The organism is Pseudomonas sp. 2848 (assembly GCF_003253945.1).
GTDB lineage: Bacteria > Pseudomonadota > Gammaproteobacteria > Pseudomonadales > Pseudomonadaceae > Aquipseudomonas.
Map to the genome: position 1 here is coordinate 100177 of NZ_QKZD01000010.1, position 26669 is coordinate 126845.

Consider the following 26669-nt stretch of genomic DNA (forward strand, 5'->3'; position numbering starts at 1 on the left):
GTCAGGGCTTTTCGGCGTCGGGGAAGTTACGGCAACTCTTGCGTTCGGCCAGCTCCCGCTCACTGGGTCGCTGGTCGACGAATACAGTACGGCCGTCGGCGTAGATTTCCAGGTAGCCCCAGTGCAGGTCCTGCTCGGTCTGCCCGGGCTTGGGCGGGACGAGCCACCAGGGTTCGCGGCTGATCAGGGTCATGGCGGGCTCCAGCGAATGTCTGGGGTAACTATAGACAGGCGTGCCAGGCGAGAATTGTTCCTCCAAGAGCAATTATGAAGTGCCCAGGGTACCGATTCTCCCCGCCAGCCGACCGGACTACTCTCGGTTCTGCAAACAAAGCTCACCGACCTTGAGGATTGACCACGATGTCCCGCCCACCACTGCCCCCGTTCACCCGTGAAACCGCCATCGAGAAAGTCCGCCTTGCCGAAGACGGCTGGAACAGCCGCGACGCCGCCAAGGTGGCCCTGGCCTACACCACCGACACCCATTGGCGCAATCGCGCCGAATTCTGCAGCAGCCGCGAGGAGGCCCAGGCCTTCCTCACCCGCAAGTGGAACCGCGAGCTCGAATACCGCCTGATCAAGGAGCTCTGGGCCTTCACCGACAACCGCATCGCCGTGCGCTACGCCTATGAATACCGCGACGACAGCGGCCAGTGGTACCGCGCCTATGGCAATGAGAACTGGGAGTTCGCCGAGGACGGCCTGATGCGCAATCGCCACGCCAGCATCAACGAACAACCCATCAGCGAAGCCGAGCGCAAGTTCCGCTGGCCACTGGGGCGCCGTCCGGACGATCACCCGGGCCTGAGCGACTTCGGCTTCTGAAGACCGACACCGGATCAGCGGGGCCGCTCCACGGCCCCGTTTCAGGTTTGGGAAACGGACTACGTGGAGCGGGAAGCGCTGTGCCAGACGTTGCGGCGAATCCACTTCAGAACAGCCCGATGACGCTGCCGGAGAGGTCTGCCAACGGTACCTCGATTTCCTTGGACAACAGATCCCCCTGCACGCCAGCGCAGCGTGCTGTGTGTCGATGACGGCGAACTGATGACCAAACGGCTGGCGGGCGTGCGTAGGCTGCGTGTTTTTGCGGGCCCCAACGGCTCGGGCAAAAGTACCATCAAGGGCTGACGTTCCATCTCGACCATCATCTGATTGCATCCCGGCAACTGGCCATGCAGGCCCTGCAACTGCAATTGCTCGACAATCGGATCGACTACCGTGCAGTGCCAGTGGACTCTTACTGCGCTCTCCAGGCAGAGCGCGGTGTGGCTGGCGAAAATCAACGGCGGTGTGCAGTTGGAAGACCGCAACGAAGAAATACCCGGCGGGTTCTTCGACGCCTATGTGGAAGAGGTTGGAACCACCTGAGCGCACTCAGGGTCACGGCCTCGCCCAATCAAATGCTCCATTTGTATTGATTGCCAAAGCGAAAGCCACGACATTCAGTCTCGTCTTGGCGATACTACGCAGCCCTCATCCATGAAAAGGACTTCGCTGATGAAGCGACTGGTTGCCCTCACCCTTCTCACTCTGGCCATGGCCGGCTGCGACAAGGCCGAACAGACTGCCGCCGCGTCGGGCCAATGCGCCAAGGACACCGACTGCAAAGGTGAGCGCATCTGTGAAAGCGGCCAATGCGTCAACCCTCAGCCGCAACCGGCACTGCTGACAAAACCAGCTGCGCCGCTGGCGCCGAGCATCGCCTATGAGCCGCTGCCGATCAGCGACGAAGGCGCCGGTCCGTTCACCGTCCAGAGCATGGAGCTGGGCACCGCGCTCAACTACCAGTCCCGGGCAGGGGTGATGAACGTCATGGAGTCCATCGTAGCCGACGCCGAAGGCACCGGCTACGTCGCCATCGAGAAGGCCTATGCCTTCGGCCCGAGCCGCTATGTGCTGGTGGTGTCCACGGGGGAAGGCGGCAATGCCTGCCCAGCGTCCACCTATGTCTTCAGCTTCGACACCAGCGGCGAGTACGTGGACGGCAAGACCGAGGTGGACGGTTGTTCGGAAATGGTCGAAAGCATGGCCGAGGGCAACAAGCTGACCATCAAGAAGGACGGCGCCGCGACCGTGGTGTACAACGGCCAGGTGAAGTGATCAAGGGCGGTCAGGTGGCCCGGCTCGCGCCAGCCGCAACGCACTGAAGTCGTTGATGATTCCGGCATGGGCCCGGCAGAACTTTTTCCGTTTTGCCGGTCTATTGGGTGAGTGCGCCACGCAGTTGTCCTGGCAATCGCTGGCCACACGCTCAATTGCCCACAGAGGTTGTCTTCACTGATGAAAATCCCTGCCCCATGCATGCTGCTCGCTGGCCTGTTCGCGCTCGCGGCAGCCGGCTCGGCATCCGCCGCACCGATGAAGACGTCGACACCTCCCGCCCAGGTCCTCGACGCGACGAGCCACCACTCGCCTGCAACCCCCTGGCCAAGCCTGGCAACCGCACCAACGGCACCGCTGCTGGCCCATGACGACCGCTACCGCCACGACGAGCGCTGGCATGATCACCGTGACGACTGGCGCCGGGAGCAGTGGCGCCGCGAACAATGGCGCCGGGAGCAGCACCGCCGGGCAATGGAGCGGCAACGCTACTGGGACCGCCATCATGATCGCGCCCTGCACCATCGCTACGACGACGACCGCCGCTACTATCGCCGTTGAGCAGCAGCCCCGTGTATTCAGCCCCGCGCTAAAGCTCCACTGGGGCTGGAGGCCACCGCGACGCTTCGCTAGAACATCTTGAAAAATCCTGCAGGCCCGACCGGTTGGGTGGCAATCTAGGGCGCGCAGCAAACCCTCTTCAGGATATCAAGGGAGTCATGCACTCATGCCTGCAATGGATCGCATTTTTCATGACCTTCACCAGCAAGAGCTGTTGCTGCTGGCCAATGTGGCGGACGCCGGCGGTGCACGCCTGGTCGGGAGCGTTCGAGTAGCCGCCTTCGATATCCACGGTTTCCTCCACGGCGCCATGCGCAGCCTGATCCAGCGCTTCCTGCAGAGCGGGCAGCTCGAGACCAGCGGGTTGAAGGCCCACAGCAATGCAGAACTCAACGCACTGATGGCACCTCCCCAACGGTAGGGAAAGCCTGTAAATGCTGAAAAGCACCTGACCCTCATGGGTTCGTGTGAGCTGGTCAAGGCCTTGCTCTACGTGGACGGTGGCGGATGTTCTAAACGGAAGAGCAAGCGCTCCACTACCGTGGGCTGATCACCATCGGTCCCCTGGACGAATAGCCGGAATCGCCCTAGCATCGGCGCCCCCACGGCTTCACTCACGGACGATCATGCCCCCCATCGCTCACCTGCTTGCCCTGTTCGCACTGTCCGCCCTGGTCAGCGCCTGCAGTATCAATGGCACCTACATCGACAGCACCCGCCCGGATGCCGCCAAGCTGCGTTACATCTCGGGCAATGGCAGCGCCACCCTCGACCTGTTCGATAGCGCGCGCTGTGAAGCCCGAACCACCGGCATGCTCAACAACCTGTTCGTGCCCGACTCGCGTCGGCGGGCCGACATGAGCGTGCCGCCACCGGCAAACAGCAACAGCTACTACGAGATCCGCCTCGAACCCGGCCAGCCGGTACATGTTCGCGCCAACACCCAGGGCGCCACCACGGTCTGCTCGGCCTCGTTCACCCTGACACCGCAGGCAGGCTCCGAATATGAACTGCGCTTCGACCAGTCACCTGGCTACTGCCAGGCGGCACTGGTGCGTCTGCAACGCGTCGAGGGCAAGGACCAGCGCCAGCCCTATCCGATGATCGACACCATCCCAAGCGCCTGCCGGGGTACCTCAGCGTTGTTCCCGAAACAACCCACGCCGCTGCCCGATACCCCTCGGCGCACCGCGTTGATCGATAGCATCATCCACGACAGCGTCACCCCGGAGATGGAGCAACTGACCACGTTGCGCACTGCCGTCGCCATCACTCGTCAAACCTCTCCCGAAGCCCAGGTAGCGGCACGCAAGCGGGAACTGGGCCTCGATCTGCCAGAAGCCTACTGGCAGCAGTACCAGCAGAATCTGCAGAGGCTCGCCGAGGCGCTCGCCAACCTCAAGGCACGTACGCTGGAGCGCTACGACGCCGACAGCCGCGCCTACCTGCGTAGCGTGCGCGACGAGCAGTTGCAGGTCTGGGCCGGTGGCAACAACGACGTAGGCCTGCGCAGCAAGGCCCAGCGCATGCGCGACATGGCGTACTACTACAACTATGTCCTGCAGGAGACGGTCGCGCAGATCAGCCTCGAACACTTGCGCAGCATGGCTGAACTGGATCAACGCGAAGGGGTTTGCAAGCGCTTCGCCGGATGCTGGAGGCTGTAGGCTGTAGGCTGTAGGCAGTCACCCGAGCGCAAGTCTGTCCCATGCTAGTGTGGTGTTTCACAAATAACGACCATAACTCGCGGTGCTTTTTGCGCTCATGCGGCGTTGTCGCTCCTCGCCGTAGCTGGGCTACGACTCGTCGCGACGCCTTGCCTGAGCGCAAAAATCACTCGCGAGTTATTGGTCGTATTTGCAAAACACCACACTAGTGATCGCCGCCCCCTTGAACCTCGGCCTCAGCTCCCTGAGGCCAGCCACCAACCCGCCGGCTCCATCAGCCTAGGCGCAGCCCGGCACCTGCCTGCGCAAAGGCCACGCCCTGCGCCCGGTCACTCTCGCCTTGGGGGACAGGGTACGCGCCGCCAGGCTGCACCATGCAGGCTTTGCTTGCTCACAGGTAGTGTGCCCCGCCCCCGACCCTGTGTATGCTGCACGGGCGCGGCAAGCGGCCCACGGCGGCTTGCAGGACATCGCGCGGCCGCCCTGCGTGATCGGACCATGACCGGGCTACCCGTATCGGATACCCCCGCCCTATGCCCGTCGACCTGCAAGCGCTGTACCCCAGGCTGATCCACCTGATGCTGGACACCGTGTTCGTGGTCGACCAAGACGACACCATCGTGTTCGTGAGCGATGCCTGCGAGGCCTTGCTCGGCTACCGCGCCGACGAGCTGACCGGCACCCCGATCACCCGCTACATGCACCCGGATGATCTGGAGGCCACCCGCGCCTCGATCGTGCGGGTGATGAACGGCAACGCCCACTGTGACTTTCGCAACCGCTATGTGCGCAAGGATGGCGAGATCGTGCACATTCTCTGGGCGGCCTCCTGGTCCGATGAAGTCGGCGCGCGGATCGGCGTGGCCCGCAACATCACCGCCCTCACCCAGGCCGAGCAGGAACTGCGTTTCCTGGCCCATCACGACCCGCTGACCAAGCTGACCAACCGCTCGCTGTTCAACGACCGCCTCGCCACAGCCCTGCGCATGGCTCGCCAGCAGCAGCGGCGGCTCGCCTTGCTGTTTCTCGACGTCAATGATTTCAAGGGTATCAACGATGTGCATGGCCATGCTGCTGGCGACCGCGTGCTGTGCACCATCGCCCGCCGGCTGCAGGACAGCGTGCAGGCGGCGGACACCGTGGCGCGGATCGGCGGCGACGAGTTCATCGTGCTGCTGACTGACGTGCCCTCGGAGGATGACGTGTACGAGATGGTCGAGCAGATCGCCAGGGTCATGGAGCAACCGCTCGGCGCCGAATTCGGTGAGGTCAGGATGCCCTCCTGCAGCATTGGCGTGGCCTGCTACCCCAGCGATGGCGAGGATGCCGACACCTTGCTCAGCCATGCCGATGGCCAGATGTACCTCAAGAAACGGCGGCGCGTACGCGTGGGGTGAGCCGACCTCATCGCGGGGCAAGCCCGCTCCCACGCGTTCGGATAATGGTCCGAGCGATTGCTCAGCCTTGCCAGGCGTCCACCACCACCCGCGTGGCTGCCGCGATCGTCTCGCTGTTCCAGGGTGCATCCGCCTTGGCGCCCCGGCTGAACACCACCAGGATCCATGGCGCCCGGCCTTTGGGCCAGATCACCGCGACATCGTTGGCCACGCCATAGTCACCCGACCCGGTCTTGTCGCCCACCACCCAATCCTTCGGCACGCCGGCGCGGATGCGGGCATCGCCCGTGGTGTTGCCCTTGAGCCAGGCCTGCAGCTGTTGTCGCTCGGCAGCGGCCAAGCCGTCGCCCAGCAACAGACGCTGCAGGGTCACGCCCATGGCCAGGGGCGTGGTGGTGTCACGCGGATCGCCTGGCAAGGCGGTATTGAGCGTCGGTTCGTTGCGGTCGAGGCGGAACGTCGGGTCACCCAGGCTGCGGGCAAACGCCGTAAGCCCCGGCGGGCCACCGACCAGCTCGAGCAACAGGTTGCCGGCGGTGTTGTCGCTGTACTGCACCGCGGCGGCGCAGAGCCCGGCGACGGTCATGCCGGCGCCCACGTGCTTTTCTGTGACCGGGGAATACACCACCAGCTGTTCGGCGCCGTAGGCGATACGCCGCTCCAGCAAGCCGGGCTCGGCCTGGCTGCGGTGCAGGATGGCGCCGGCGAGGACGGCCTTGAAGGTGCTGCAGAACGCGAAGCGCTCCTCGGCGCGCCAGGCCAGTTGCTGGCCGCTGCCGGTGTCCAGGGCCCACAGGCCGATCGTGCTGCCGGTGGTGGCCTCCAGTTGCTGCAATGCTTTGCGCAGCGGGTCATCCGCCCAGGTTGGCAGGGCCAGCAGGGCCGAGCAGCCGAGCGCGCCCTGGAGCACGCGACGGCGGCTGAGGGTGGGAGTCATGCGGGTATTCCTTACGGCAATGAGCAAAACGCGAAGGCTAGAACGTTTTAGCATGCACGCCAAGCAGAGGATGCGTCCAGGCCTGCCTGCGCGGCGCATAGCACGCGCTTCTCCTGCAACCGCGCCCGGACAATTCTTTTCGCGCCACCGCCCTGGCCACCCTTGCGCTGACCGGCAAAAGGCACGAAAGTAACCGGGTATTCCCGCAAAGAAACGGAGATTCGCCTTGACTACCGATCGCCTGAGCCTGCTCGAGTACGAGAAGCTCAGCATGAAGCCCGCCGCCGCCAAGCAGTTTGGTCTCTCGCTGGAGGAGCTTAAACAGCTGACACTCCTCGACAGCTACGCCTCTCGCGCAGCCCACTACCTCGGCGACATGGCCGAAGCGGAGAACAGCCAGCAACTGGCGGTCGCCAAGGACCAGGGCATCGGCTTCGCCCACGGCCTGCTCACCGCCACGGCAATCGAAGACGCACTGGCGAAAAGACTGATCGAGGTCTTCAATAACGCCAGCGAACGCGCCCACAAGCTGTTGCCTCGGTAATACCTTCAAGAGCCCGGCGCCATGCCGGGCTCTGCCCCTGCCCCGATCCTGTCCTACCAGCTTCTGCGTCTCGCCTGGCACAGCCCAAGGAGTCCACATGCCCCTGGTACGCATCGACATCAAGCGCCACCCCGACCCGACTCACCTGCGCACGCTTGGCCAGATCGTCTACGCCTGCCTGCGGCGCACGATCAATGTCCCCGAGCACGACAACTTCCAGGTCCTGACCGAGCACGACGGTGATCGCCTGGTGTTCGACCCGCAGTACCTGGGCATCCAGCGCTCCGACGGCCAGGTGTTCATCCAGATCACCCTCAGCGAGGGCCGCACCCTGGAGCAGAAGAAGGCGCTGTACCAGGCGATCGCCGAAGGCTTCGAACGCGAGGCCGGGGTCCGCCCGCAGGACGTGTTCATCAACCTGGTCGAAGTGCGCAAGGAGAACTGGTCGTTCGGCAACGGTATCGCCCAGTACGCGCTCTGAGGTAAAAACGACCACCTACCGCAGAGGACCTGCGTCCACCCCGGCATGACACGCACTCATTCAAGGAAGAAAAGAGATTGAAAACAGTTTTCGGCGCACTGTTGTCGGCTTGCCTGACGACGCTTGCCTTTGCCGATGAGAACGCCATCGGCTTCCAATCCTCCACACTGCAGGATTCGCACACTGGCCGCCCACTGCAGATGGTTGTCTGGTACCCGACCGCAGCGACCACCACCGCGCAACTGATCGCCGACAATGCGCTGTTTGCCGGTGTCGCTGCCGTTCCTGACGCACCACCATCCAGCGGCGAACACCCCTTAGTGGTGCTCTCTCACGGCTATCGGGGCAACTGGAGCAACCAGGCATGGCTCGCCAGTGCCCTGGCCCACAAGGGCTACATCGTCGCCGCCGTCAATCATCCTGGCAGCACGACCCATGACCGCAGCCCAGAAGCTGCTGCGCAGTTATGGCAGCGGCCGGTTGACCTGCGCCGCGCCATCGATCGGGTCACGGCTCAACCGAATAAGTTCGGCAGGGTCGCCGCTGGCCGCATTGCCGTGGTGGGCCATTCACTCGGTGGCTGGACCGCCCTGGAAATCGCCGGTGCGCGTTTCGATCCAGATCGCTTTGCCCACGACTGCAACGCCCACCCGCAGCTGTCCAGCTGCTCCGTTTATGACCAGATGAAGCCGGCAGGCACGTCAGACGCGAAGGCCGCGCTCGGCGCCAATCTGCGCGATGAACGCGTCAGCGCTGTGGTGAGCCTGGACCTGGGTCTTTCACGGGGCCTCACCGATGAAAGCCTGGCCGCGTTGCCCGTACCTGCGCTGGTGATCGCCGCCGGCGCCCCCTCGCGGGAACTACCCGCCGAGCTTGAGTCCGCCAACCTGGCCAAACGCCTGCCCGCGGCGTCAAGCCGTTACGTCGAAATCGGCGACGCAAGCCATTTCACCTTCATGGCTGCGTGCAAGCCTGGCGCACAGTCATTGCTCGAAGCAGAAGTGCCCGGCGATGGCATCATTTGCCTGGACGGCGATAACGGCCGCGCCCGCGAGGTGATCCAGCAGCAGGTCACTTCACTGATAACAGCATTTCTCGCCCAGCCAGCCGGCGAAACAACAGGCAGTCTTTGAACGTGCGGTATTGACCGCAAGCTCACGCCCGGTAAATACCGACAACTCACCTCACCGCGCAACAAGAGCGTCCTGCTTTGGCATTAGAAACCGAGCGAACAATTCCGATTGTGAACGGACATTCAACTTGGCATAGAGGTTACGCCGATGAACCTTGATGGTCTCCACCGAGAGCGCCAGCTTGCCGGCCACTTCCTTGTTGGAATAGCCACTGAGCAACAACCTGAGCACATCGCTTTCGCGCGAGGTGATCTGCGTGGCCAGCTGCGCAACCGTTTCAGGCCATGACAGTGGCTCGGCGAGGTGTTCATTCGCGTCGACTTCAAAGGCCATGCGCTGGTGCATGAGCGCAGTTACCCAGGGCTTGATGATATCGAGCAGGGTAATTTGCTCCTGGCTGAAACGTACCTTGCTCCCGATGGACATGCACAATGTTCTATCGGGGTCGAGCTGGACATTGTATTGGACTTCATCCGCCGAAATATAATGAGCGAAATACTGCTGATAGTATTCAGTTTCGACGAAGTATTCCGGCGCTATGTCCAGCAGATGAAAGAAGCCACTCTGCGGGTTTTCCCGATTGGCGATATAAAACGGGTCCAGCAGGTAAAGCCCCTTCACATAGCGATGAATGAACGCATCGACCTCCTGCGCATCCGCCACCTCCGGAAGAGCCACCACGTCCACCTGCTGCTGGCTGAAGATCAACACCACCCAGTTGTCGATCTGCACGTACTCATTCAATACCCGCACCAACGAACTCCAGAACGCGGGGCGGTCCAGCTGCATGATCAGCTTGCCGATCGAACGGTGCCACGCCAGGCCATGAAGGTCGAACGGCATTTTCTACCCCTTTTGGGTTAGGAATCAGCAGGTCAGCGCTACGTAATCGGAGGTATTTACTATCCGGGCCTGCCCGGTATAGTCGCTGTCTGGGCCCAGGACGGGCCAGAAGATACATCGTTTCGATAAGGATGTTGCATGAGAACGTCACGTTTGCGAACCCTTTTTGCCGCCTCGCTGCTCGGTGCGGCAATCAGCACCTCGGCGGCCGCGGCCCAGCCCGGCATGCACCTGTACAACTGGTTCGGGCTGCTCGCGCCAGAGACCCCCAAGGCCTTCGAGCAGGCAACCGGCACACGGATGCGCATGGACGCATTCGACAGCGCCGACATCATGCAAAGCAAGGTAATGGCCGGGCGCACGGGGTACGACGTGGTCGTGGCCACCTCCAACGTATTGCCAAGCCTGATCCAGGCGGGCGTGCTGCAGCCCCTGGACCGTGAGCAACTGAGCAACCTGGCGCATATCGACCCGGCGCTGCTGGCCCAGGTCGCGGTCAATGACCCTGGCAATCGTTACGCGGTGCCCTACCTGTGGGGCACCACCGGCATCGGCTATGACGTCGACAAAGTCAAAGCGGCATTGGGTGAACAGGCGCCGGTGGACAGCTGGGACCTGATCTTCAAGGAAGAGAACATCAGCAAGCTGCAATCCTGCGGGGTGGCGATGCTGGATTCCCCGAGCGAGATCATCTCGATTGCCTTGCATTACCTGGGGCTGCCCAGCAACAGCAAGAACCCGGACGACTACCAGAAGGCCCAGGCGCTGCTGTTGAAGATACGCCCCTACGTCCTCTACTTCGATTCCTCGCGAATCGACACCGACCTGGCTGACGGTAATATCTGCGCGGTTGTCGGTTGGGCCAATGGCGCCCTTGCGGCACAGGCCCTGAACGAAAAGACCAACACCGGGCGCCGGATTTCCTACAGCCTGCCGCGCGAGGGCGCGCTGGTCTGGTCGGAGAACCTGGTACTGCTCAAAGACGCCCCTCACCCCAAGGAAGGCATGGCGTTCATCAACTACATGCTGCGGCCAGAAGTCATTGCCAAGACCTCGAACCACACGCTGTATCCCAACGCCAACAAAGATGCCACCGCGTTTGTCGAGCAGAAACTGCGCGACAATCCCTGGATCTACCCGGACGCCACGACGATATCCACGCTGATCCCACTTGAGCCACTGCCGTTGAAACTGGAGCGGATCCGCACCCGGGTCTGGACCAAAGTGAAAAGCGGTGTGTGATCTGAAGTAATGGGGTGTCTGCTACCCCATGCCAGCCCTTGATCGTGTCCATTGGCGTGCAGCGCGCTGCACGCCAATGCCTGTTGCTCAATTGAGTCCGACCTTGAAAAGAGAACAGTGGATGTCCAGCCCAGCCCAACAAACTCGATTCAGTTTGACGATCGACGGTACCGATCACGTTTTCCACGTGCTCGCATTCAAGGGGGAGGAAGCGCTCGGCAGGCCGTACTACTTCAATGTGGATCTGGTCGCCGAGCGGGCTGACCTGGATCTCGAATGCCTTTTCGACCGTGAGGCTTTCCTGTCCTTCGACAACAATGGAAACGGCATTCATGGCCGGGTCTATCACATCGCTCAAAGCGGTAATGCACAAGGCTCGAAGCACTACAGCATGACCCTGGTACCGCACCTGTCCTACTTGCGCCATCGCATCAACCAGAGAATCTATGAACAGTTCTCGGTACCGAACATTGTTGCCTTGATCCTGGAAGAGCACGGGATCGTCGGCGACGCTTATCGGTTTCATCTAGGCTCGAGCTACCCCGAGCGCGACTACTGCACCCAGTACGACGAAACGGATTTGCACTTCATTCAGCGCCTGTGCGAGGAAGAAGGCATCCACTTCCATTTCCAGCACAGTGCCGAGGGCCATGTGCTGGTGTTCGGTGATGACCAGGCGGTGTTCCCCAGGTTGGGGCAACCTGCCGCCTGCAACCAGGACGGCGACAATCCGCTCGATTTTCGTGGTCTGGCAGATCATCAAGCTGAAGGGCAAAGTGTCCAGACCCATTTGGCCAGTGGCCATGTGCTGGACGTTTGCGGGCATCCGCACCAGGCGTGGAACGCCCCGTGGCTCCTGACACGGGTCATTCACCAGGGCAGGCAACCCCGGATAGCCGGTGAGCGCGGCGCCACTGACCACGTGGATGACGTTACTCAGGGATACCGCAACCACTTCATGGCTATTCCCTGGGAAGCGCCCTACCGCCTGCCTTTGACTCACCGCAAACCTGAGCTACCCGGCAACCAGACCGCTGTCGTCATCGCGGTGGAAGACGAGATGTCCCAGCGTGACCGGCGCCTGGCAAAGATACAGGTCAAGTTCCCCTGGGACCGCGAAGACAGGTTCGACGACAAGAGCAGTTGCTGGCTGAGCGCGTCCTCCAGTTGGAGCTGTGCGAGCACGCCACCGCACACGGGCATGGAAGTCATGGTCACCTTTGTGGAAAACGACCCCGATCAACCGCTGATCAGCGGTTGCCTGTGTTGCCGCTGACCGCACGCCTGCCCGAGCCAGCGACGATTGGTGTACCGTTGCCGCGCCGAACCGATGTTCAGCCCCTCCCCTGATCGATGGAGCACGCTCGATGGCCAACGCGCCGTTCTTTCCCCTGCAGCCCCTGGCGGACGAACTGCTGCCCTGCCTGCCCGGCGCCTGTACCGACGGCTCCCACGACCTCGCCCATGTGCAGCGGGTGTGGAGCAACGTCCGGCGTATCCAGGCCAAGGAAGGCGGCGACCTTGAAGTGCTGCTGGCCGCCACTGTGCTGCACGATTGCGTGGCGGTGGAGAAGAACTCGCCTCTGCGTAGCCAGGCCTCGACGCTCTCGGCCAAGCGGGCCGCCGTGATCCTCACCGACATGGGCTGGCCATCGGCACGCGTCGAGCAAGCGGCCCATGCGGTTCAGACCCACAGTTACTCGGCGGGCATCGCGCCGCTAAGCCTGGAGGCGAGGATCCTCCAGGACAGCGACCGCCTCGATGCCCTCGGCGCGGTGGGCGTCGCCCGTTGTTTCTATGTCGCAGGGCGCATGGGCTCGTCACTGTACGACTTCGAGAATCCCACTGCCGAAGGGCGGGACCACCAGGACAACCGGTACGCCATCGAGCATTTCCACACCAAGCTGCTAAAGCTCGCCTCGGGGTTCCAGACCACCGAGGGGGCTCGCCTGGCGACGCTCCGGCATGAACGGCTGGCGTCGTTCCTGGACGACTTCATGGATGAGATCGGCGTGGCCTGAGCTCGTCTCAGGTCGCCGGCACCTGCAACCCGGTCTTCACATTGCTCATCGCCACCAGCGTCTTGAAGCGCTTCACATTGTTGCTCTGGAAGAACAGCTTCCGCGTCAACTGGGTGTACTGCGCCATGTCCCGCACCAGCAGGACCAGCACGAAGTCGCATGCCCCCGCCACGTAATAGCACTGCTGAACCTGCGACGTCATCGTCCAGCACGCCCCGTACCGCGAGCGGCTCGGTGGACTCGTTGATGGCGGCGCCGGAGCTGGCGGCCCAGGTGGGGCTCGGACGCGACTCAAAGGTGCTGCTGATCAGCACCGAAGGGGCTACCGCGCCGGGCCTGTATACCGAGTTGGTGGGGGAAAAGCCGGCATCGGTGCTGGCACGGCAGCAGGCGTGGAATTGAGTATCCCAGGCATGCAAACGTCAGAACCATGAAGGCCGGCGGTCGTCTGGGGTTATCATGCCGACACGCTGAACCCGCCCCAGGACATGGAGTCGCCATGAACATCGAAAAACTGCAGAACCGCCTGGACTTCCTGCGCCAGGCCGAACAACTCAAGAGTGTGCTGCGCAGCGCCCATACCTCCACCGGCCGTGCCGAAAGCACCGCCGAGCACACCTGGCGGCTGTGCCTGATGGCCATCACCTTCGCCGACGAACTGGGCGACCTCGACCTGCTCAAGGTCCTGAAAATGTGCCTGGTCCACGACCTCGGCGAGGCCATCAGCGGCGACGTGCCCGCCGTCAGCAAGCAGGGCTTCCCCGACAAGAGCCAGCAGGAGCGTGATGACCTGCTGCAACTGATGGCGAGCCTGGATACGCCCCTGCGCGAGGAGATCATGGGGCTGTGGGAAGACTACGAAGCCGCGACGTCCGCCGAAGCCCAGGCAGTCAAGGCCCTGGACAAGCTGGAGACCCTGCTGCAGCACAACCAGGGTCGCAATCCGCCGGGCTTCGACTATGCCTTCAACCTGGATTACGGCAAGCGCTACACCGCCGCCACACCGCTGTTCGAGGCCCTGCGCGGCCTGATCGACGCCGATACGCGCATACACCTGGACAATGGCATCGCCCTGCGCGACGAACGCCCTGAAGACAACGACGCCATCGGCCAATTGACCGAAGCCGCCTTCGCCGACGCCGAGCACAGCAGCCACACCGAGCAGTTCATCGTCACGGCGCTGCGTCGGGCGGGACAGCTCACTGTCTCGCTGGTGGCGGTGGAAGCCGGCGCCGTCGTCGGCCATGCGGCGATTTCCCCGGTCACCCTGGCGTCGGGCGCCAGCGGCTGGTTCGGCCTCGGGCCGGTGTCGGTGTCGCCGGCGCGCCAGGGGCAAGGCATCGGCTCGGCGCTGATCAATGCCGCGCTGGCCCGGCTGCATGGGTTGGGCGGCCAGGGCTGCGTGGTGCTGGGCGACCCGCGCTACTACGCCCGCTTCGGCTTCAAGGCCCAGCCGGGCCTGACCTTGCCGGGCGTGCCTGCCGAGTACTTCCAGGCCCTGGCCTTCGCTGGGGGCGTACCGCAAGGCGACGTGCAATACCACGCCGCGTTCGAGGCAACCTCCAACGCGTAAAACGCGGTCACTGCAGGCGCGGGGCAAGCCTGCGCCTGCAGGTCACGCATCATCACAGGAATCAACGCGGGCAGATGTGCTCCGCAGCCAGCGACCATCGTCTACCTGAACGTTTTCGACCGCGTCTTTCCTCCGCACCAGGTTTTCCGATGCAAGCACTCCTGCAAGAGATCCTCGACCACGTCCGCCCCCTGCTCGTCCAGGGCCAGGTGGCGCAGTACATTCCCGCCCTCGCCCAGGTCGACCCCAACCAGCTGGGCATCGCCGTGCAGAGCCTGGACGGCCAGTTGCACTGCGCCGGGGATGCGCGCACGCCGTTCTCGATCCAGAGCATCTCCAAGGTGTTCAGCCTGGTGCAGGCGATCAACCACAGCGGCGAAGACATCTGGTCGCGGCTGGGCTACGAGCCTTCGGGGCAGGCGTTCAACTCGCTGGTGCAGCTGGAGGTGGAAAAGGGCCGGCCGCGCAACCCGTTCATCAATGCCGGGGCGCTGGTGATCTGCGACATCAACCAATCGCGCTATGCCACCCCCACCCTGTCGATGCGCGACTTCGTCCGCCGCCTGGCGGCCAACCCGCGTATCGTCAGCGACACAGTGGTGGCCGAGTCGGAGTACCAGCACCGAGCACGCAATGCGGCCATGGCCTACCTGATGCAGGCCTTCGGCAACTTCCACAACGATGTCGACGCGGTGCTGCGCAGCTATTTCCACCACTGCGCGCTGTCGATGAGCTGCGCCGACGTCGCCCGTGGCTTCGCCTTCCTGGCCAACAGCGGCTACTGCCCGCACAGCGGCGAACAAGTGCTCAGCCCACGCCAAGCGCAGCAGGTGAACGCGATCATGGCCACCAGCGGGCTGTATGACGAGGCCGGCAATTTCGCCTACCGCGTCGGGCTGCCGGGCAAGAGCGGCGTGGGCGGCGGCATCGTCGCGGTGGTGCCGGGGCGCTACAGCATCTGCGTGTGGTCGCCGGCGCTGAATGCCTCGGGCAACTCGCTGGCGGGGTTGCGGGTTCTGGAGCTGTTGAGCGAACGGATTACCGGGTCGGTGTTTTCGGCGGTCTGAGCGAAGTCGTTGCAGGCAGGCGCTTGGTCGCGCACACAACCTGCGATGGCCCCGCCCAGCGCTCTTTCCTAAAAAGCCTAGAGTTCAATGTCCACAAACAGATCGTTAGGCCGAGGAAAGACAGCGTTGAACTTCCAGCTGGACGGCTTATTTTTCCACTTCCCAGGCCAGCCTTCACCATAATTGAAAATGATGTCTGGACCGTTATTTCTGCTCAGCAACAAAGCAATCAGATCAAAATCAGGGTGTTGATGCTTCGCGCCACTCGTGCTGATCAAGAATCGTCGACAGTTGATCCTGTTCAGCAAATCCCGATCTGTGTTGCGCTTGCTGCCATGGTGGGAAACCTTCAAAAGGTCAATAGGTCTTAAATCGGGCAGATGCATCTTAAGACCGCTGGTGACCACTGAAGCTAATGCATCGGCCGCCAGCAATACCCGCTTGTTGTCGAAGGTCAGAAGTAAAGCAATGCTACTACGATTGGGCTTCGACCCATCAGCGGTGAACCCCCCGATGCGATAATCAAGATAGTCTTTCAGCGGCCAGCGATCATTCGGGCCTAACCTATCACGGTGCCCTACGCCTTCATCGGGCGGCGGCGATTGAGGGTTCGTCCATACTTTGGCGAGCGCTTTTAAACCTGGCTCATCGGGAGAAAGCACGCGCACTTCAAGCCCTCCTGGCAGGGTGACTGGCAAGACGCCCTGGTGGATCGCTCCTCCTTCGCCACCCGCCCTGACATTTGGGAAACAAGCATTCCATGGTAATCCAAGGGTTCGAATCAACTTGCTCAACTTATCGCCCTGCGCAGGGCCAAGTTTGTCCGCGGGCTGGAGGTGCTCGTAACCGTTGAACCAGATATCACCGATCTCAAGCCAGGATGGCTTCTGCTGCAACAGGTCGATCACACCTTCGATGTGGTCAAGGTCATAATGCGTGACAACCAGTACCTCAAGGCGAAGCCGGCCATTCACACCTTCCTCCTTGTGTACCTTTTCCAGTACCTTCAACAAGGTCTTAGAGGGATTTTCCGGACCACCGTCCACGAGAAGATGACGAACATGGCCATCGCTCGTGTAGCTGACCAGCAGCGAATCACCGTGGTCAACCTGAATAGACCTGACTCTGAACATGCTCACCTGCCCTCCTTGCCCAGGGCGATATCGGCATCACCGAAGGCGACCACGGCAAGCCCCATCGCCACGCCTTCGATCAACAACTGCCGGCGCAACGCACTGATGATCTCACCGATATGAACGGTGCCCCATGCGCTGGCCGCCTGACGCAAGTGCTTGGCGAGATCACGGGCCACTCGGTTGGCATGGCGGCCGAGTACGCTGGTCATGGCCGCGATCACTACACTCGCACCACAGTTGCGCAAAATTGCCGGCAAGCTGCTCCCGGGCAGTTCGCCCAAGCCAGTCGAACACCCTACTGCTATCACCAGGGGAGCACCGCCTACATGCTGCTCGCTTATGCCGCCAAGAGAGAGAGAATCTTCCGCCCCTGTGTACAGCCAGTTTCTGTCCTTGTGCAGGATCATGAGCAGCATGGAAGGTGATTCCAGTTCCAGCCTGGAAATCCAATCCTCCCACGTTGCAACCCGCTTGACCGCAAGCGCTTTTTCAATTGTCTGGAGCCGCACAACCTCCTGCTCGACATCACCGTCCCAGAACTCATCGGCACGGTCACTGGCCGTGAAGACCACCTTCGACAGGTCATCGATCCGATGCCTTCCCCGCTGTTCAACGGGTGGTCTATCCCATAAGTTCGGCGCTTGTCCCGGCGTCCAGGTATGCCGCTCAATGATGCCCGATATCCCCAGGAATCCCATTGGGCATAGTTGCTCACGGGCCCGTCGGATTTCACAACCCGGCTCGGCACTTCCTCGTTTGAGGCAGGTTACCCGTTGACTACATAGCGGAGCTTTTCTGGACCGAGGGATGGGCCCATCGTAAAGATACTCGATCGGGAAGAACGCGTGATCTTGCGAAACCAGTTGCAAGCATCCCTCATTGCCCGGCCACTGCGGTTCGCGCTCTATCAGAAAACGCTGAAGCAGCGCGCCGTCGTTAGCCAGGTCCATCATCAGCGGGGCCAGATCTGCATCGTCGTTATCCACTGCACTCTGCAGCGTAAATAGCATTTGTTTACGGGCCTCTGCGATTTCATCATCGCCCAACGGAACGAATATCGGTTTCCCTGCCTGGGTAATGATAGAAACGCTGGGCTGATTACCCAGACTGTCGTTGACCAACAAGGCAAGGTCGAACGTTTTCTTTTCACGATGCAGCGGTGTGACCACATTCTCGATGAAGAAGCTGATGGTTTCATTCGGCCTGGCCTGCAACCGTGCGGTTTGAAGGATTTGCGCGCCATCGCTTACCACAAAGCGCAGGTCGACCTCGCCACATCTCCCCTCGCGGGTGAATGTAACGACTTCTGACCCATCAGTCTTTGGCAAGTACAGCGAATGCGTCACTGGTGCTTGCCCAAACTCGAACAAGTGGATCTGGAGCACCTTGTAATCACTTACCCACTCGATTCTGTCCTCAGGAAACGTCAGGGTGCCGGATTGCAACGGCGTCTTCACCACAATCGCAAGATCCAACTCGACCTGGCCTGTTGTCGGCCAGTAATCGACCGGTTGCCGGCCCTGTCGGGCCGATGCCGTCAGCACCCTCTCGATTGGCGGGGACGGTTTCGCTTTTACAGGGCGCCGAGGACGAGAAATGACTTCACGCGAGGTGGAAGGCGATTGAGTATCAGGCATTGGCCGTGGAACAGGAACGCGGTGCTCGTCGAATGGCCGGGTTGTAATCTCAGGCGTCGATACCTTTGGCGCAATCTCCTCGGGCGGCACGCTGGTTGGCGTATCCTTGACGAGCTCCCTGGAAAAAGATTCGACCACCCCAGGCTGAAGTCGCTCCGGGCCTGGGTCGCGACGTACAGGGCCTGGAACCCTCCGTGCCTTGGTCATCGAGTCTTCGGGAAAACCACCACGAACATTCAAGAACGATTGCGTGGAAGAAAGAACGTGGAATTGCAGGCCACGGTCATCCGCCGCCTGCCTCACTGCATGGGCGAATGTCATGCCTGCGTAGGACCATAACCGCAGCACACCATGTAGCCAATGAACGACGTCGTGGTTGTCGGCATCAACCTGCAGCACACACTGGGCACTCAGGTCATCACGCAGACGGCTGACCTGGGCAAGCACGCGACCCAGTGGATTGCCCTGAATGATGACCAGCTTTGCAGCAGTGACCGCGCGCAAAGACTCGAGGTTTCTAACTACCAGAATGTCGACGACATCGTCACGACGCGTAGCTAGTTCCCAGTACAGTTGCTCCGACTCCCCCTCCAATAGATTCTCAAAGGGTAAATCAGGACCAGCGGCCATGTAGGATCGTGGTCGCTCCTTGTGGATCCGCGGAAAGCGAGGTTTGGCATTACGCTGCCATTCTGGAAAGACATAGCCCGGCCCCACCAGCAGGGAAAGCTCGCTTAAAACCGCGGCGATGGTGTCGGCTCCCCCCTCCCAATCCCATACCGATCTTGAAAGCTTGATCGCTGGCATCTCTCGCCCCGGCAAGTTCTCAAAGGCCCGGCCAAGCGTGATGGCCCGCAGAGGATCGACCCACTGCTCTGCATTGAGCACGCTTGCATCGCCCCCCCAACAGACTGGCCCGTTGCGCCGGATAGCCTTCTCCAGTTGGACCGGAATCAGGGCTCGAGCATCCCACCACCCCCACTCACCGCGCTCCAGCAGGATACCCAGCGCCGCGCGTACTGCCGGCCCAAGCGAGGCGTACTCCTCACCCAGCCACAGGATGTCTTTTTCCTTGCGATTCATTCCGGGCGTCCTTCCATTCGACACCACGCCGTGCCGCATCCAGCCGGCGTGGGCCGCAAAAGTAATATTGGAGGGAAGATAACGCTTAACAGTGGCCTAAAGCCATCTCTGCGTTATTGATCGAACCACGGACACCGCACCCAAATGCCGGTCAAAAAAAAAGGGGCGCAAAGCGCCCCGGACCTCATTGGTGTGAGGGCAGATGCTCAGCCATCGACATGGCCTTCGACCGTCACCGGCCCGACCTTCAGCTTGCCGTCATCCAGCGACACGCTGGGCAGGCCGGCTTCAGGCAGCTTGGGCAGGTCGAGGGTGGCCTTGACCTGGTAACCGAGCGGTTTCACCTCGGCCCCGACCGTGTTCCCGCCCTGCTCCACGCCCTTGACCTGCAGCCCCAGCTCGCGCTGCGCCGCGATCTGCGACGTTTCCTGGACCCCGGCCTTGCGCAGGAACTCGCCCTGCGCGTTGAACGACGGCGTGTAGCCGAAGGCGGGCTTGGCTTCGCCCTCCTTGGCCTCACCCGGTTTGCCGACAAGGCCGGCGCCCAGGTCAAGACGCACCGAGGTGGTGGTGTCCTGACGCTCCTGGATGCTGAGTCCGCCGTCGAACTTGCCGCCGATGTGCTGGCCTTCGACACGCGCGCCGCTCAGTTGCGCCGCGCCCGTGCTGTTCAACGCCACCGTGTCGGCGGCGATCCGGCTGTTCTGCTGGGTGGTGCCCTGCAGATGGTCCACGTGCACCTTGCCGCCGAGGTCGAAATCATGGGACGCAGTGGCCTGCTTGTCGGCGTCGGCCGGGGTATTGCGGCTCAGGTTGCCGCCGGCCTTCAGCTCGACGCCCCAGTTGTTGCGGCTCTGGGTGGACTGCGCCGACTCCAGCGCCAGGCCACCCTCGCCTGCACCGACGTTGATGCCCGCAGCAGCGACCTGCGTGCCCTGCAGATGCACCGACTGGCCGGCCAGGTCCACATTGGCGCGGCTGTTCAGCTGGCCGCCGCTGAGGGTCTGCGAGCGTTCGTTGGTCTGGCCCACATTGAAGTTGCCGCCCAGCTTGCCGCTCAGGTCGCGGCCCTGCTCGCCGGTGGCTGCCTTGCCGCCGAGGTTGAGACCGCCGCCCAGGTGGCTGCCGCTAACAGTCCGGGTGTCGCTGGCGGCCTGCAGGTCGAGAGCGCCACCGGCCTTGAGTTCGACCGGGCCCGCCGCGTCGATGCGCGTCCCTTGCAAGGTCTGGTCGCCAGCGCTGCCCAACCGCACCGGGCCGCTGCCGCTGATGCTCGCCACCTGGGCCTTGCTGTCGGCACTGTGTTCGCCGGCATGGTCGAGTTGCAACCCCGCGCCCAGGTCGACCTTGTCGCCCACCGGCAAGGTGCCCACGGTCAGCGAAGCGCTGCCACCGAGGCTGCTGGTGTCGCGACGCTCATGGTTACTGGCCTGCTCCAGGGCCAGCTTGCCGCCGGTGTTGACGGCCACCGCGCCCTGGCCACCGTCGAGGCGGCTGCCTTCGAAGCGGGCATCGCCGCCGACCTGGATGTTCAGGCCCTGATTGCCACTGAAGGTGCCGACCACGGCAGTGGAACGGTCTTCGGCCAGGCTCTTGCTCCCCCCCGAACCACTGGCGGTCACATTCAGGTCCTCGCCGGTCTTGGTGTAGACCCGGGCGGATACATCTGCATTCACCTGCTGCTCGCTGCGGCTGTGGGTGTTGCTGGCGGCCTCGGCCTGCAACTCGCCGGCCTTGATGTTCAGCGCGCCGCCGTTGGCGTTGTACTGGGTGCCCTGGTCCTTCAGCGCACCAGCCACATCCAGCTGGACGCCCTGGCCGTTGAACTGGCTGACCACCGCGGTGCCGGTCTGCTCGCCCTGCTGCTGGCTGGCATGGCCCACGGCCAGGTCGACGCCCAGGTTCGGCGTGCCGAGCTTGCCCAGGGCATCGCTCAGCGAGGTCTTGCCGGCAAGCACGTCCTTGACATCGCCCAGCGGCAACTTGCCGTCGAGCGCGTCCTTCACCGACACCTTGCCGTCCACCACATCCTTGACCACCCCGGCGATCGGCCGGGCGATGTCCTTGTACTCGACATTGACACCGACATCCGCCGTCCAGTTGCTCTGCTGGTGGCTGCTGCTGGTGGTGTCGCGAGCCGCGCGGTTGTCCACCTGGTTGGCGCTGACGCTCAGGGTGCCGGCGCTGTTGACCTGCGCGCCTTCACTGGCCAGGGTGTCGGCCTTGATGGTCAAGTTGCCGGCGCTGTCGATGCCGGTGGTCTTGGCAGTGCTGCTGTTCGAGGTGTCCTGCTGGGTGCCATGGGCGAAGTCGACCCCGGCGCCGGCACGGTCGAGGCCGGCGGTGAGGTAGACGCCACCCCCGGTGTGGCTGCTGTCGCGGGACTCGCTGCGGCTGTCCTGCTCGGCCAGCAACGACACCTGCTTGCCGGCCAGGGTGGTGTCGCCTGCCGTGGACTTCACCGCTGCGCCCTTGACGGTCAGGTCAGCGCCGGCGGTCAGCTGAACCTCGCTGCCGCTGAGGCTGGAACCCTGCTGGCTGACCTGGCTGCCAGTGGCGCTCTGGCGATCGCTCGCATAGCCGACGCCGGCGCGATACTGCCCCGAGCCCGGCGCGGTCTCCTTGGCCGAGGCCACGAAACCACGGCTGCTGCTGGCGCTGCCGTGCTCACGGGTGTCCTGGGCCGAGGCGACCTTCAGGTCGCCCGCCGCGTCGGCGCTCAACGCGCCGGTAGCCTTGACCGTGGAGCCGACCACCTCGATGCCTTCGGCGCTGTTCAGGCCAACGCTGCCACCGGCCACCAGCTCGCTGCGCACGGCGGTGCTTTCCCGGCTGTTCTGCTTGGCTTCGTTGTGGCTGACGCCGAAGAACTTGCTCTGCTGGTTCTGGCTGTCGCGCTGGTCGGTGCGCGAGGCGTTGCTGATCTGCACCTGCTTGCCGGCGATGCGGATGTCCTGGCCGCTGGTCAGCTGGGCACCTTCGGCCAGCACCGAAGCCTTGGCCCGCAGTTCGATATCGCCGCCCTTGAGCTGGCTGGTGACGCTGCGCTGGGTTTCGCTGCGGTTGTCCCAGTCGGCCTTCCAGAAGCCCTTGGTGTGCTTGCCCTGGTCGCTGTTGACCTGGCGTTCGGTGGCAGCGGTCAGGCGCAGGTCGCCACCGCTGTTCAGGCTCAGTTGACCCGGAGCCTCGATGCTGGCGGCATTGGCGGTGAGATCCTGGCCGGCATTCGCCCGAGCATTACGCTGGGCCACGACCTGCACCCCATGCTCGCGGGTATCGCTGTCGATCTGGGTGCGCTGGTAGGTTTCCCAATCGATGCCCAATGCGCCGCTGCGCCAGTTTTCGCGTTTTTCCTGGAGCTTGCGGCTTTGCACGGTGCTCAGGGTGAGGTTGCGCCCGGCGTCGAGCTTGACGTCGCGCCCGGCCACGTCGGCGGCGGCCAGGGTCAGGTCCTGGGCACCATGCAGTTGCACATCGCCCTGGCTGCTGCGCACGCCCGCACGGGTCGCTTGCAGCGAGTCGGCCACGGCGGCGCCGCTGATGTTCAGGTTACCCGCCGAGTCGATGCGCACGCCGTCGCGGCCTTCGATCTGCCCTGGCCCGACCCGCACCCCGGCACCCTGCGCGGTGCTGACGATATTGATGCGCCCGGCCTGCATCGCGCCGAACAGGCTGGCGTCGATCCGCTGCTCGCCGCTGGCCGCGCCGCCGTCGAGCACCTTGACCTGGCCGCTGGCGTAATCCACCTGGTTGCGGCCCACGGTGAGGTTGAGCTGGTCCCGGGCATCCAGGCGGCCCTGGCTGTCGATGCGCGGGGCGATCAGGTTGACCGAACCGCCGTCGTTGCGCAGGCCGGCGCCCTGCACCTGCAACTGGCCGCTGGCGTCCTGGGTGCCCAGGGCCTTGAGCCGGCCCGCTTCCAGCTCGGGGCGGCCCACCACCAGGCTCGCGTTGGGCGCATTGATGAAACTGGCACCATTGACCGAGATGCCGTTGGGGTTGGCTAGCACGTAGTCGGCGGCACGGCCGAAGATTTCCTGGGCGCCATTGATGGCGGAGGCATTGCGGCTGACCACTTCGTTGAGGATCACGCTCGCCGCCTGGCCCTGGAACTGCGGGTTGGCCGCAAGCTCGCCGGCCAGCTGCGAATGCCCGGCCTGCAGGGCGTTGTTCAGTACCAGGCCCTGGCGGTCGACGTTGTAGTCGAGGAACTGGTTATGCGACAGGCCCGCGCCGTTGGGGGCAACGATATTGACGATGGGCACGCCGCCCTGGGTCTGCAGTTGCGCCGTGCCCCCGGGCCCGGGGGCGACCACCACGCCGCCGGCCAGCGCCTGGGGCAGGCTGGTGGCCAGCAGCAGGCTGGCGATCGCCCAGCGCAGCTTGCCTTGCGGGGACAAATTGAAGGTAAAGGGGGTCTTGGGCATAGGTCACTCTCCATGTAGGTACTGCTAAATCGGTGCGCTCAGATCTGCACGGCGGCCCTGAACAGCCAGACTTCAGGCTCGCGCTGGTAACCGCGGGGCGTGTTGAGGCTGCGCTGGTAGTCGAGGTCCAGCTGCAGCGCCTTCCAGCCCAGGTTCAAGCCCAGGCTCGCGCCGCTCAGGCGCTGGCTGGCGGCGCCGTGGTCGGCCTTGATCCAGCCATGGTCCAGCCCCAGGCGCGGGGTGATGGTCAGCGGTCCCTGTGCCCGCAGCGGCAGGCGCAGGGTGTTGCGCCACACCGCCCCACTGGCGCCGGACAGGCTGCTGATGCGGTAGCCGCGCACGGCCGAATCGTCGGTACCGAGCAACTGCTCGATGGCCGGCAGCGGGTCGGGGCTGTACTGCAGGTTGAGCTGGCTCTGCCACTGCCAGGCCTGGCCCAGCAGCTGGCCGTTGCGCCACTGGCCAAGGCCGGCGCGGTACTTGCGAAACTGCGCCATGGGCAGGTCGGGCACCCGGCGATCAGCATCGTCGTCGGCACCGAACCAATGCAGCCCCTGGGCATAGTTGAGGTCCAGGTTCCACACCGCGTGGTCGAGCCAGAACAGGTTGAGCCCGGCCTCGGCCACGGTCAGCGTCGGGCTCTGCACGTCCAAGCGCACCTTGGCGAACTCGCTGTCGACATTCTTGTGCGCCAGTTGCAGGCTGGCGCTCAGTTGATGGCGCTGGTCGCGCCACAGCACACGCTCGCCGCGCAGGCTGAGCTGGTCGGTGATGCCGCGGCTATGCAGGGTCAGCGTGCTGAGCTTGACCGGCGAGCGGTACTCGGCATGGCTGGCGAACAGGCTGAAGGTCCAGTAGCCATAGGGGATCGCGTAGTACAGGCTGGCGTTGCGGCTGTAACGGTCGCCCTGGTTGAGGGTATCGCTGGCCGACAGGCTGAGCAGGTCGTTGAGTGCCAGCGGGTTGTCCAGGCCCAGGCTGAGCACGCGACGGTCGCGCCCGGTGCTGGCGCTGCCGAGGTTGTCCAGGCCCAGGCCCACGGCCACCCGTGGCTGGCCGGCGCTGCGCGGGCGCAGGATGATCCGCGAGGCGCCCGGCTGGCTGCCGGGGGCGATGTCGGCGGTCAGGTCGACCGAGCGCAGGCGGTTGAGCTGGTCCAGGCCCTGCTCCAGGTCACGCAGGTTCAGCGGCTCGCCGAGCATGCCGGGGAAGGCCCCGGCCAGGGACACCGGCAGGCGCTGGTCGGCCAGTTCGATGGCCTCCAGGTAGCCTTCGTCCACCAGGATGTCCAGCGACTGCCCGGCTGCCGGGGCGCTGCTCAGGTAGGGCCGGCTGGCGATATAGCCCTTTTCCAGGTACAGCGCGGTGATACTCGCCAGCAGCTGGTTGATCTGCCCCACGCCCATGCACGCCGCCACCAGCGGGTCGATGCGCGCATCGAGGGTGGCACGGTCGATCAGGGTGACGCCGCCCACCCGCACTCCAGCCAGCGGCCAGCAGTGCGTATCCGGGGCCGCGGCCTGGGGGACCTGCGCGGAAGTATCGGGCCCGGTGAACGCACCGCGCTGCAGTTGGCGGCGTCGTTGCTCCAGTTGCAGTTGCTGCAGGTCCTGTTGTTGCTGTTGCTGTTGGCGCAACACTTCCTGGCCGGGCGTAAATGTCTCGGCATGCAGGTTTCCGGCGCACAGGCAAGCCAGTGCGACAGACAGCATTAATTGGCGACGATCAACAGCAGACAGGTACGGCATACAACACCCATTCGCAGGCAAAGGCACAGCGAGAATCGCAGTACTTGGAACTTCCCAGCACGGTCACCGAGGGTTATCGGCACACGCGCAATAACTTTAGAAAGTTGAGCGTTGTTTGTTGAAACGCTCACGGAAAAGTTAACGACTGCTAATTACCACATGGCGCCGGGCATGACCGCATGGTCACTTGATAGCCCGTGGTAAAGCGGGTACGGGGTGGAGGGATCGAATTGTCCAACAATCGAACTTGATGACTGTCTAGCCCCACGGTACTTGTAGACACGAGCAGCAGACACCGGACTTTAGTCGCATGCCGCCTACGCACAGCAACTTGAAAACACACAAGAGGACTCTACTTCGGTGAAACGCGCCGAAACTAAGCCGAATAATTGGCCCGTGCGGCGACGATTCGTGCTGAACTTTCGACTCTATTGAAGCGACTGTCCTCGAATTTACTTGCAACTCGAGTACGCGTTAGAGGCCTGGTGTATGCTCGCGACATCACAGCCCACCGCACTGAAATGCCCCTCGACAAGGACAACAGCATGCCCCGCCTGGACTGGCTTGAACACCACATGGCCCACAGCGATACCCTCGCCCAGTGGCTGCACCAACAGTTCCACTACGAGTACGCGGACGTGCCGCTTAGCGACTGGCAACGCGAATTCGCCGAAGGCCAGCGCAACGGCCAATGGCGATGCCTGGTCGCCCTCGACGGCGACCGCCTGCTGGGCAGCGCCGCCCTGGCCAGCGACGACCTGCCCGGGCGCAGCGATCTTGGCCCATGGCTGGCCTGCGTGTTCGTCACCCCGCAAGCACGAGGGCAAGGCCTGGCGGAACAACTGATCGAAGGCATCTGCGACCATGCACGCAGCAGCGGAGTCTCCACGCTCTACCTGCACACCCACGACCAGAGCGCCTACTACGCCAAGCGTGGCTGGGCACCGCTGGAACCCTTCGAGGCTTGGGAGCAGCAGCACTGGCTAATGTCACGCGCGCTCTGATCGGTTGCCTGATGGCCTCTGTAGAAGCGGGCTTGCCTCGCGCCAGGGCCATCCGTGCCGCACAC

Annotated in this window: 23 protein-coding genes and 3 pseudogenes; 18 read left to right on the plus strand and 8 right to left on the minus strand. The window is 63.4% G+C overall.

Features of this window, described 5'->3' with window-relative positions:
* Nucleotide 1 precedes the first annotated feature (1 nt).
* A complete protein-coding gene (locus tag DFS21_RS20030; protein WP_023631521.1) occupies nucleotides 2-193 on the minus strand; it encodes a hypothetical protein in 192 nt (63 codons plus the stop codon).
* 167 nt (nucleotides 194-360) lie between these two features.
* Here DFS21_RS20030 and DFS21_RS20035 point away from each other — a divergent pair, with 167 nt between their 5' ends.
* From DFS21_RS20035 to DFS21_RS20060, 7 genes and pseudogenes are all read left to right on the plus strand, one after another.
* Nucleotides 361-825: a DUF1348 family protein gene (locus tag DFS21_RS20035; protein ID WP_046856235.1), complete on the plus strand. Its 465-nt coding sequence runs from the start codon at nucleotides 361-363 to the stop codon at nucleotides 823-825.
* Nucleotides 826-1221: 396 nt separating this feature from the next.
* The gene (locus DFS21_RS26660; protein WP_158539563.1) at nucleotides 1222-1371 is read left to right on the plus strand and encodes a hypothetical protein; all 150 of its coding nucleotides are present in this window, start codon (nucleotides 1222-1224) and stop codon (nucleotides 1369-1371) included.
* Between the two features lie 129 nt (nucleotides 1372-1500).
* On the plus strand, nucleotides 1501-2103 hold the full coding sequence (locus DFS21_RS20040; protein WP_110698529.1) for a hypothetical protein: 603 nt from the start codon (nucleotides 1501-1503) through the stop codon (nucleotides 2101-2103).
* Between the two features lie 180 nt (nucleotides 2104-2283).
* A complete protein-coding gene (locus DFS21_RS20045) occupies nucleotides 2284-2664 on the plus strand; it encodes a hypothetical protein (RefSeq protein ID WP_110698531.1) in 381 nt (126 codons plus the stop codon).
* Nucleotides 2665-2830: 166 nt separating this feature from the next.
* Nucleotides 2831-2923 (plus strand): annotated as a pseudogene (locus DFS21_RS27370) (isocitrate lyase/phosphoenolpyruvate mutase family protein); the annotation flags it as partial.
* 367 nt (nucleotides 2924-3290) lie between these two features.
* Nucleotides 3291-4331 carry a hypothetical protein gene (locus DFS21_RS20055; protein ID WP_111532975.1) on the plus strand — a complete coding sequence of 347 codons (1041 nt, stop codon included), beginning with the start codon at nucleotides 3291-3293 and terminating at the stop codon, nucleotides 4329-4331.
* Between the two features lie 533 nt (nucleotides 4332-4864).
* Nucleotides 4865-5728: a sensor domain-containing diguanylate cyclase gene (locus DFS21_RS20060; RefSeq protein ID WP_110698535.1), complete on the plus strand. Its 864-nt coding sequence runs from the start codon at nucleotides 4865-4867 to the stop codon at nucleotides 5726-5728.
* A gap of 61 nt (nucleotides 5729-5789) precedes the next feature.
* Here DFS21_RS20060 and bla read toward each other — a convergent pair whose 3' ends face one another.
* Nucleotides 5790-6665 carry a class A beta-lactamase gene (gene bla, locus DFS21_RS20065; protein WP_110698537.1) on the minus strand — a complete coding sequence of 292 codons (876 nt, stop codon included), beginning with the start codon at nucleotides 6663-6665 and terminating at the stop codon, nucleotides 5790-5792.
* A gap of 226 nt (nucleotides 6666-6891) precedes the next feature.
* On the opposite strand from bla, the gene DFS21_RS20070 reads away from it, so the two are divergent.
* The 3 genes from DFS21_RS20070 (at nucleotide 6892) to DFS21_RS20080 (ending at nucleotide 8823) form a co-directional block, all read left to right on the plus strand.
* A complete protein-coding gene (locus DFS21_RS20070) occupies nucleotides 6892-7209 on the plus strand; it encodes a hypothetical protein (RefSeq protein ID WP_110698539.1) in 318 nt (105 codons plus the stop codon).
* A gap of 97 nt (nucleotides 7210-7306) precedes the next feature.
* A complete protein-coding gene (locus DFS21_RS20075) occupies nucleotides 7307-7690 on the plus strand; it encodes a tautomerase family protein (RefSeq protein ID WP_023632461.1) in 384 nt (127 codons plus the stop codon).
* A gap of 77 nt (nucleotides 7691-7767) precedes the next feature.
* On the plus strand, nucleotides 7768-8823 hold the full coding sequence (locus tag DFS21_RS20080; RefSeq protein WP_110698541.1) for an alpha/beta fold hydrolase: 1056 nt from the start codon (nucleotides 7768-7770) through the stop codon (nucleotides 8821-8823).
* 51 nt (nucleotides 8824-8874) lie between these two features.
* Here DFS21_RS20080 and DFS21_RS20085 read toward each other — a convergent pair whose 3' ends face one another.
* On the minus strand, nucleotides 8875-9666 hold the full coding sequence (locus DFS21_RS20085) for a response regulator transcription factor (RefSeq protein ID WP_110698543.1): 792 nt from the start codon (nucleotides 9664-9666) through the stop codon (nucleotides 8875-8877).
* 138 nt (nucleotides 9667-9804) lie between these two features.
* On the opposite strand from DFS21_RS20085, the gene DFS21_RS20090 reads away from it, so the two are divergent.
* The 3 genes from DFS21_RS20090 (at nucleotide 9805) to DFS21_RS20100 (ending at nucleotide 12929) form a co-directional block, all read left to right on the plus strand.
* Nucleotides 9805-10908: a polyamine ABC transporter substrate-binding protein gene (locus DFS21_RS20090; RefSeq protein WP_110698544.1), complete on the plus strand. Its 1104-nt coding sequence runs from the start codon at nucleotides 9805-9807 to the stop codon at nucleotides 10906-10908.
* 121 nt (nucleotides 10909-11029) lie between these two features.
* Nucleotides 11030-12184 (plus strand): type VI secretion system tip protein TssI/VgrG, encoded by a 1155-nt coding sequence (gene tssI, locus DFS21_RS20095; RefSeq protein ID WP_111532976.1) that lies wholly within the window; start codon nucleotides 11030-11032, stop codon nucleotides 12182-12184.
* Between the two features lie 91 nt (nucleotides 12185-12275).
* The gene (locus DFS21_RS20100) at nucleotides 12276-12929 is read left to right on the plus strand and encodes an HD domain-containing protein (RefSeq protein WP_110698548.1); all 654 of its coding nucleotides are present in this window, start codon (nucleotides 12276-12278) and stop codon (nucleotides 12927-12929) included.
* Between the two features lie 7 nt (nucleotides 12930-12936).
* On the opposite strand, the pseudogene DFS21_RS20105 reads toward DFS21_RS20100, so the two are convergent.
* Nucleotides 12937-13122 (minus strand): annotated as a pseudogene (locus DFS21_RS20105) (Lrp/AsnC ligand binding domain-containing protein); the annotation flags it as partial.
* A 41-nt stretch (nucleotides 13123-13163) separates the two neighbouring features.
* Between DFS21_RS20105 and DFS21_RS20110 the strand changes: the two are divergent.
* From DFS21_RS20110 to glsB, 4 genes and pseudogenes are all read left to right on the plus strand, one after another.
* Complete coding sequence (locus DFS21_RS20110) at nucleotides 13164-13331, plus strand: hypothetical protein (protein WP_178082044.1); 168 nt, start codon at nucleotides 13164-13166, stop codon at nucleotides 13329-13331.
* 97 nt (nucleotides 13332-13428) lie between these two features.
* Nucleotides 13429-13986 (plus strand): annotated as a pseudogene (locus DFS21_RS27045) (HD domain-containing protein); the annotation flags it as partial.
* A gap of 9 nt (nucleotides 13987-13995) precedes the next feature.
* Complete coding sequence (locus tag DFS21_RS27050) at nucleotides 13996-14502, plus strand: GNAT family N-acetyltransferase (protein ID WP_256591470.1); 507 nt, start codon at nucleotides 13996-13998, stop codon at nucleotides 14500-14502.
* Nucleotides 14503-14651: 149 nt separating this feature from the next.
* Nucleotides 14652-15569 carry a glutaminase B gene (gene glsB, locus DFS21_RS20120; RefSeq protein ID WP_038705799.1) on the plus strand — a complete coding sequence of 306 codons (918 nt, stop codon included), beginning with the start codon at nucleotides 14652-14654 and terminating at the stop codon, nucleotides 15567-15569.
* A gap of 77 nt (nucleotides 15570-15646) precedes the next feature.
* On the opposite strand, the gene DFS21_RS20125 is transcribed toward glsB, so the two are convergent.
* The 4 genes from DFS21_RS20125 to DFS21_RS20140 form a co-directional block, all read right to left on the minus strand.
* On the minus strand, nucleotides 15647-16708 hold the full coding sequence (locus DFS21_RS20125; protein ID WP_146603161.1) for a ComEC/Rec2 family competence protein: 1062 nt from the start codon (nucleotides 16706-16708) through the stop codon (nucleotides 15647-15649).
* Nucleotides 16705-19425, minus strand: a complete 2721-nt coding sequence (locus DFS21_RS20130; RefSeq protein WP_111532979.1) for a hypothetical protein — start codon at nucleotides 19423-19425, stop codon at nucleotides 16705-16707. The genes DFS21_RS20125 and DFS21_RS20130 overlap by 4 nt, the downstream gene beginning before the upstream one ends.
* Nucleotides 19426-19631: 206 nt before the next feature.
* A complete protein-coding gene (locus DFS21_RS20135; RefSeq protein WP_111532980.1) occupies nucleotides 19632-23852 on the minus strand; it encodes a hemagglutinin repeat-containing protein in 4221 nt (1406 codons plus the stop codon).
* A gap of 38 nt (nucleotides 23853-23890) precedes the next feature.
* Nucleotides 23891-25600 (minus strand): ShlB/FhaC/HecB family hemolysin secretion/activation protein, encoded by a 1710-nt coding sequence (locus DFS21_RS20140; protein ID WP_111532981.1) that lies wholly within the window; start codon nucleotides 25598-25600, stop codon nucleotides 23891-23893.
* A 545-nt stretch (nucleotides 25601-26145) separates the two neighbouring features.
* On the opposite strand from DFS21_RS20140, the gene DFS21_RS20145 reads away from it, so the two are divergent.
* A complete protein-coding gene (locus DFS21_RS20145; protein WP_110699139.1) occupies nucleotides 26146-26604 on the plus strand; it encodes a GNAT family N-acetyltransferase in 459 nt (152 codons plus the stop codon).
* Nucleotides 26605-26669: the final 65 nt, after the last annotated feature.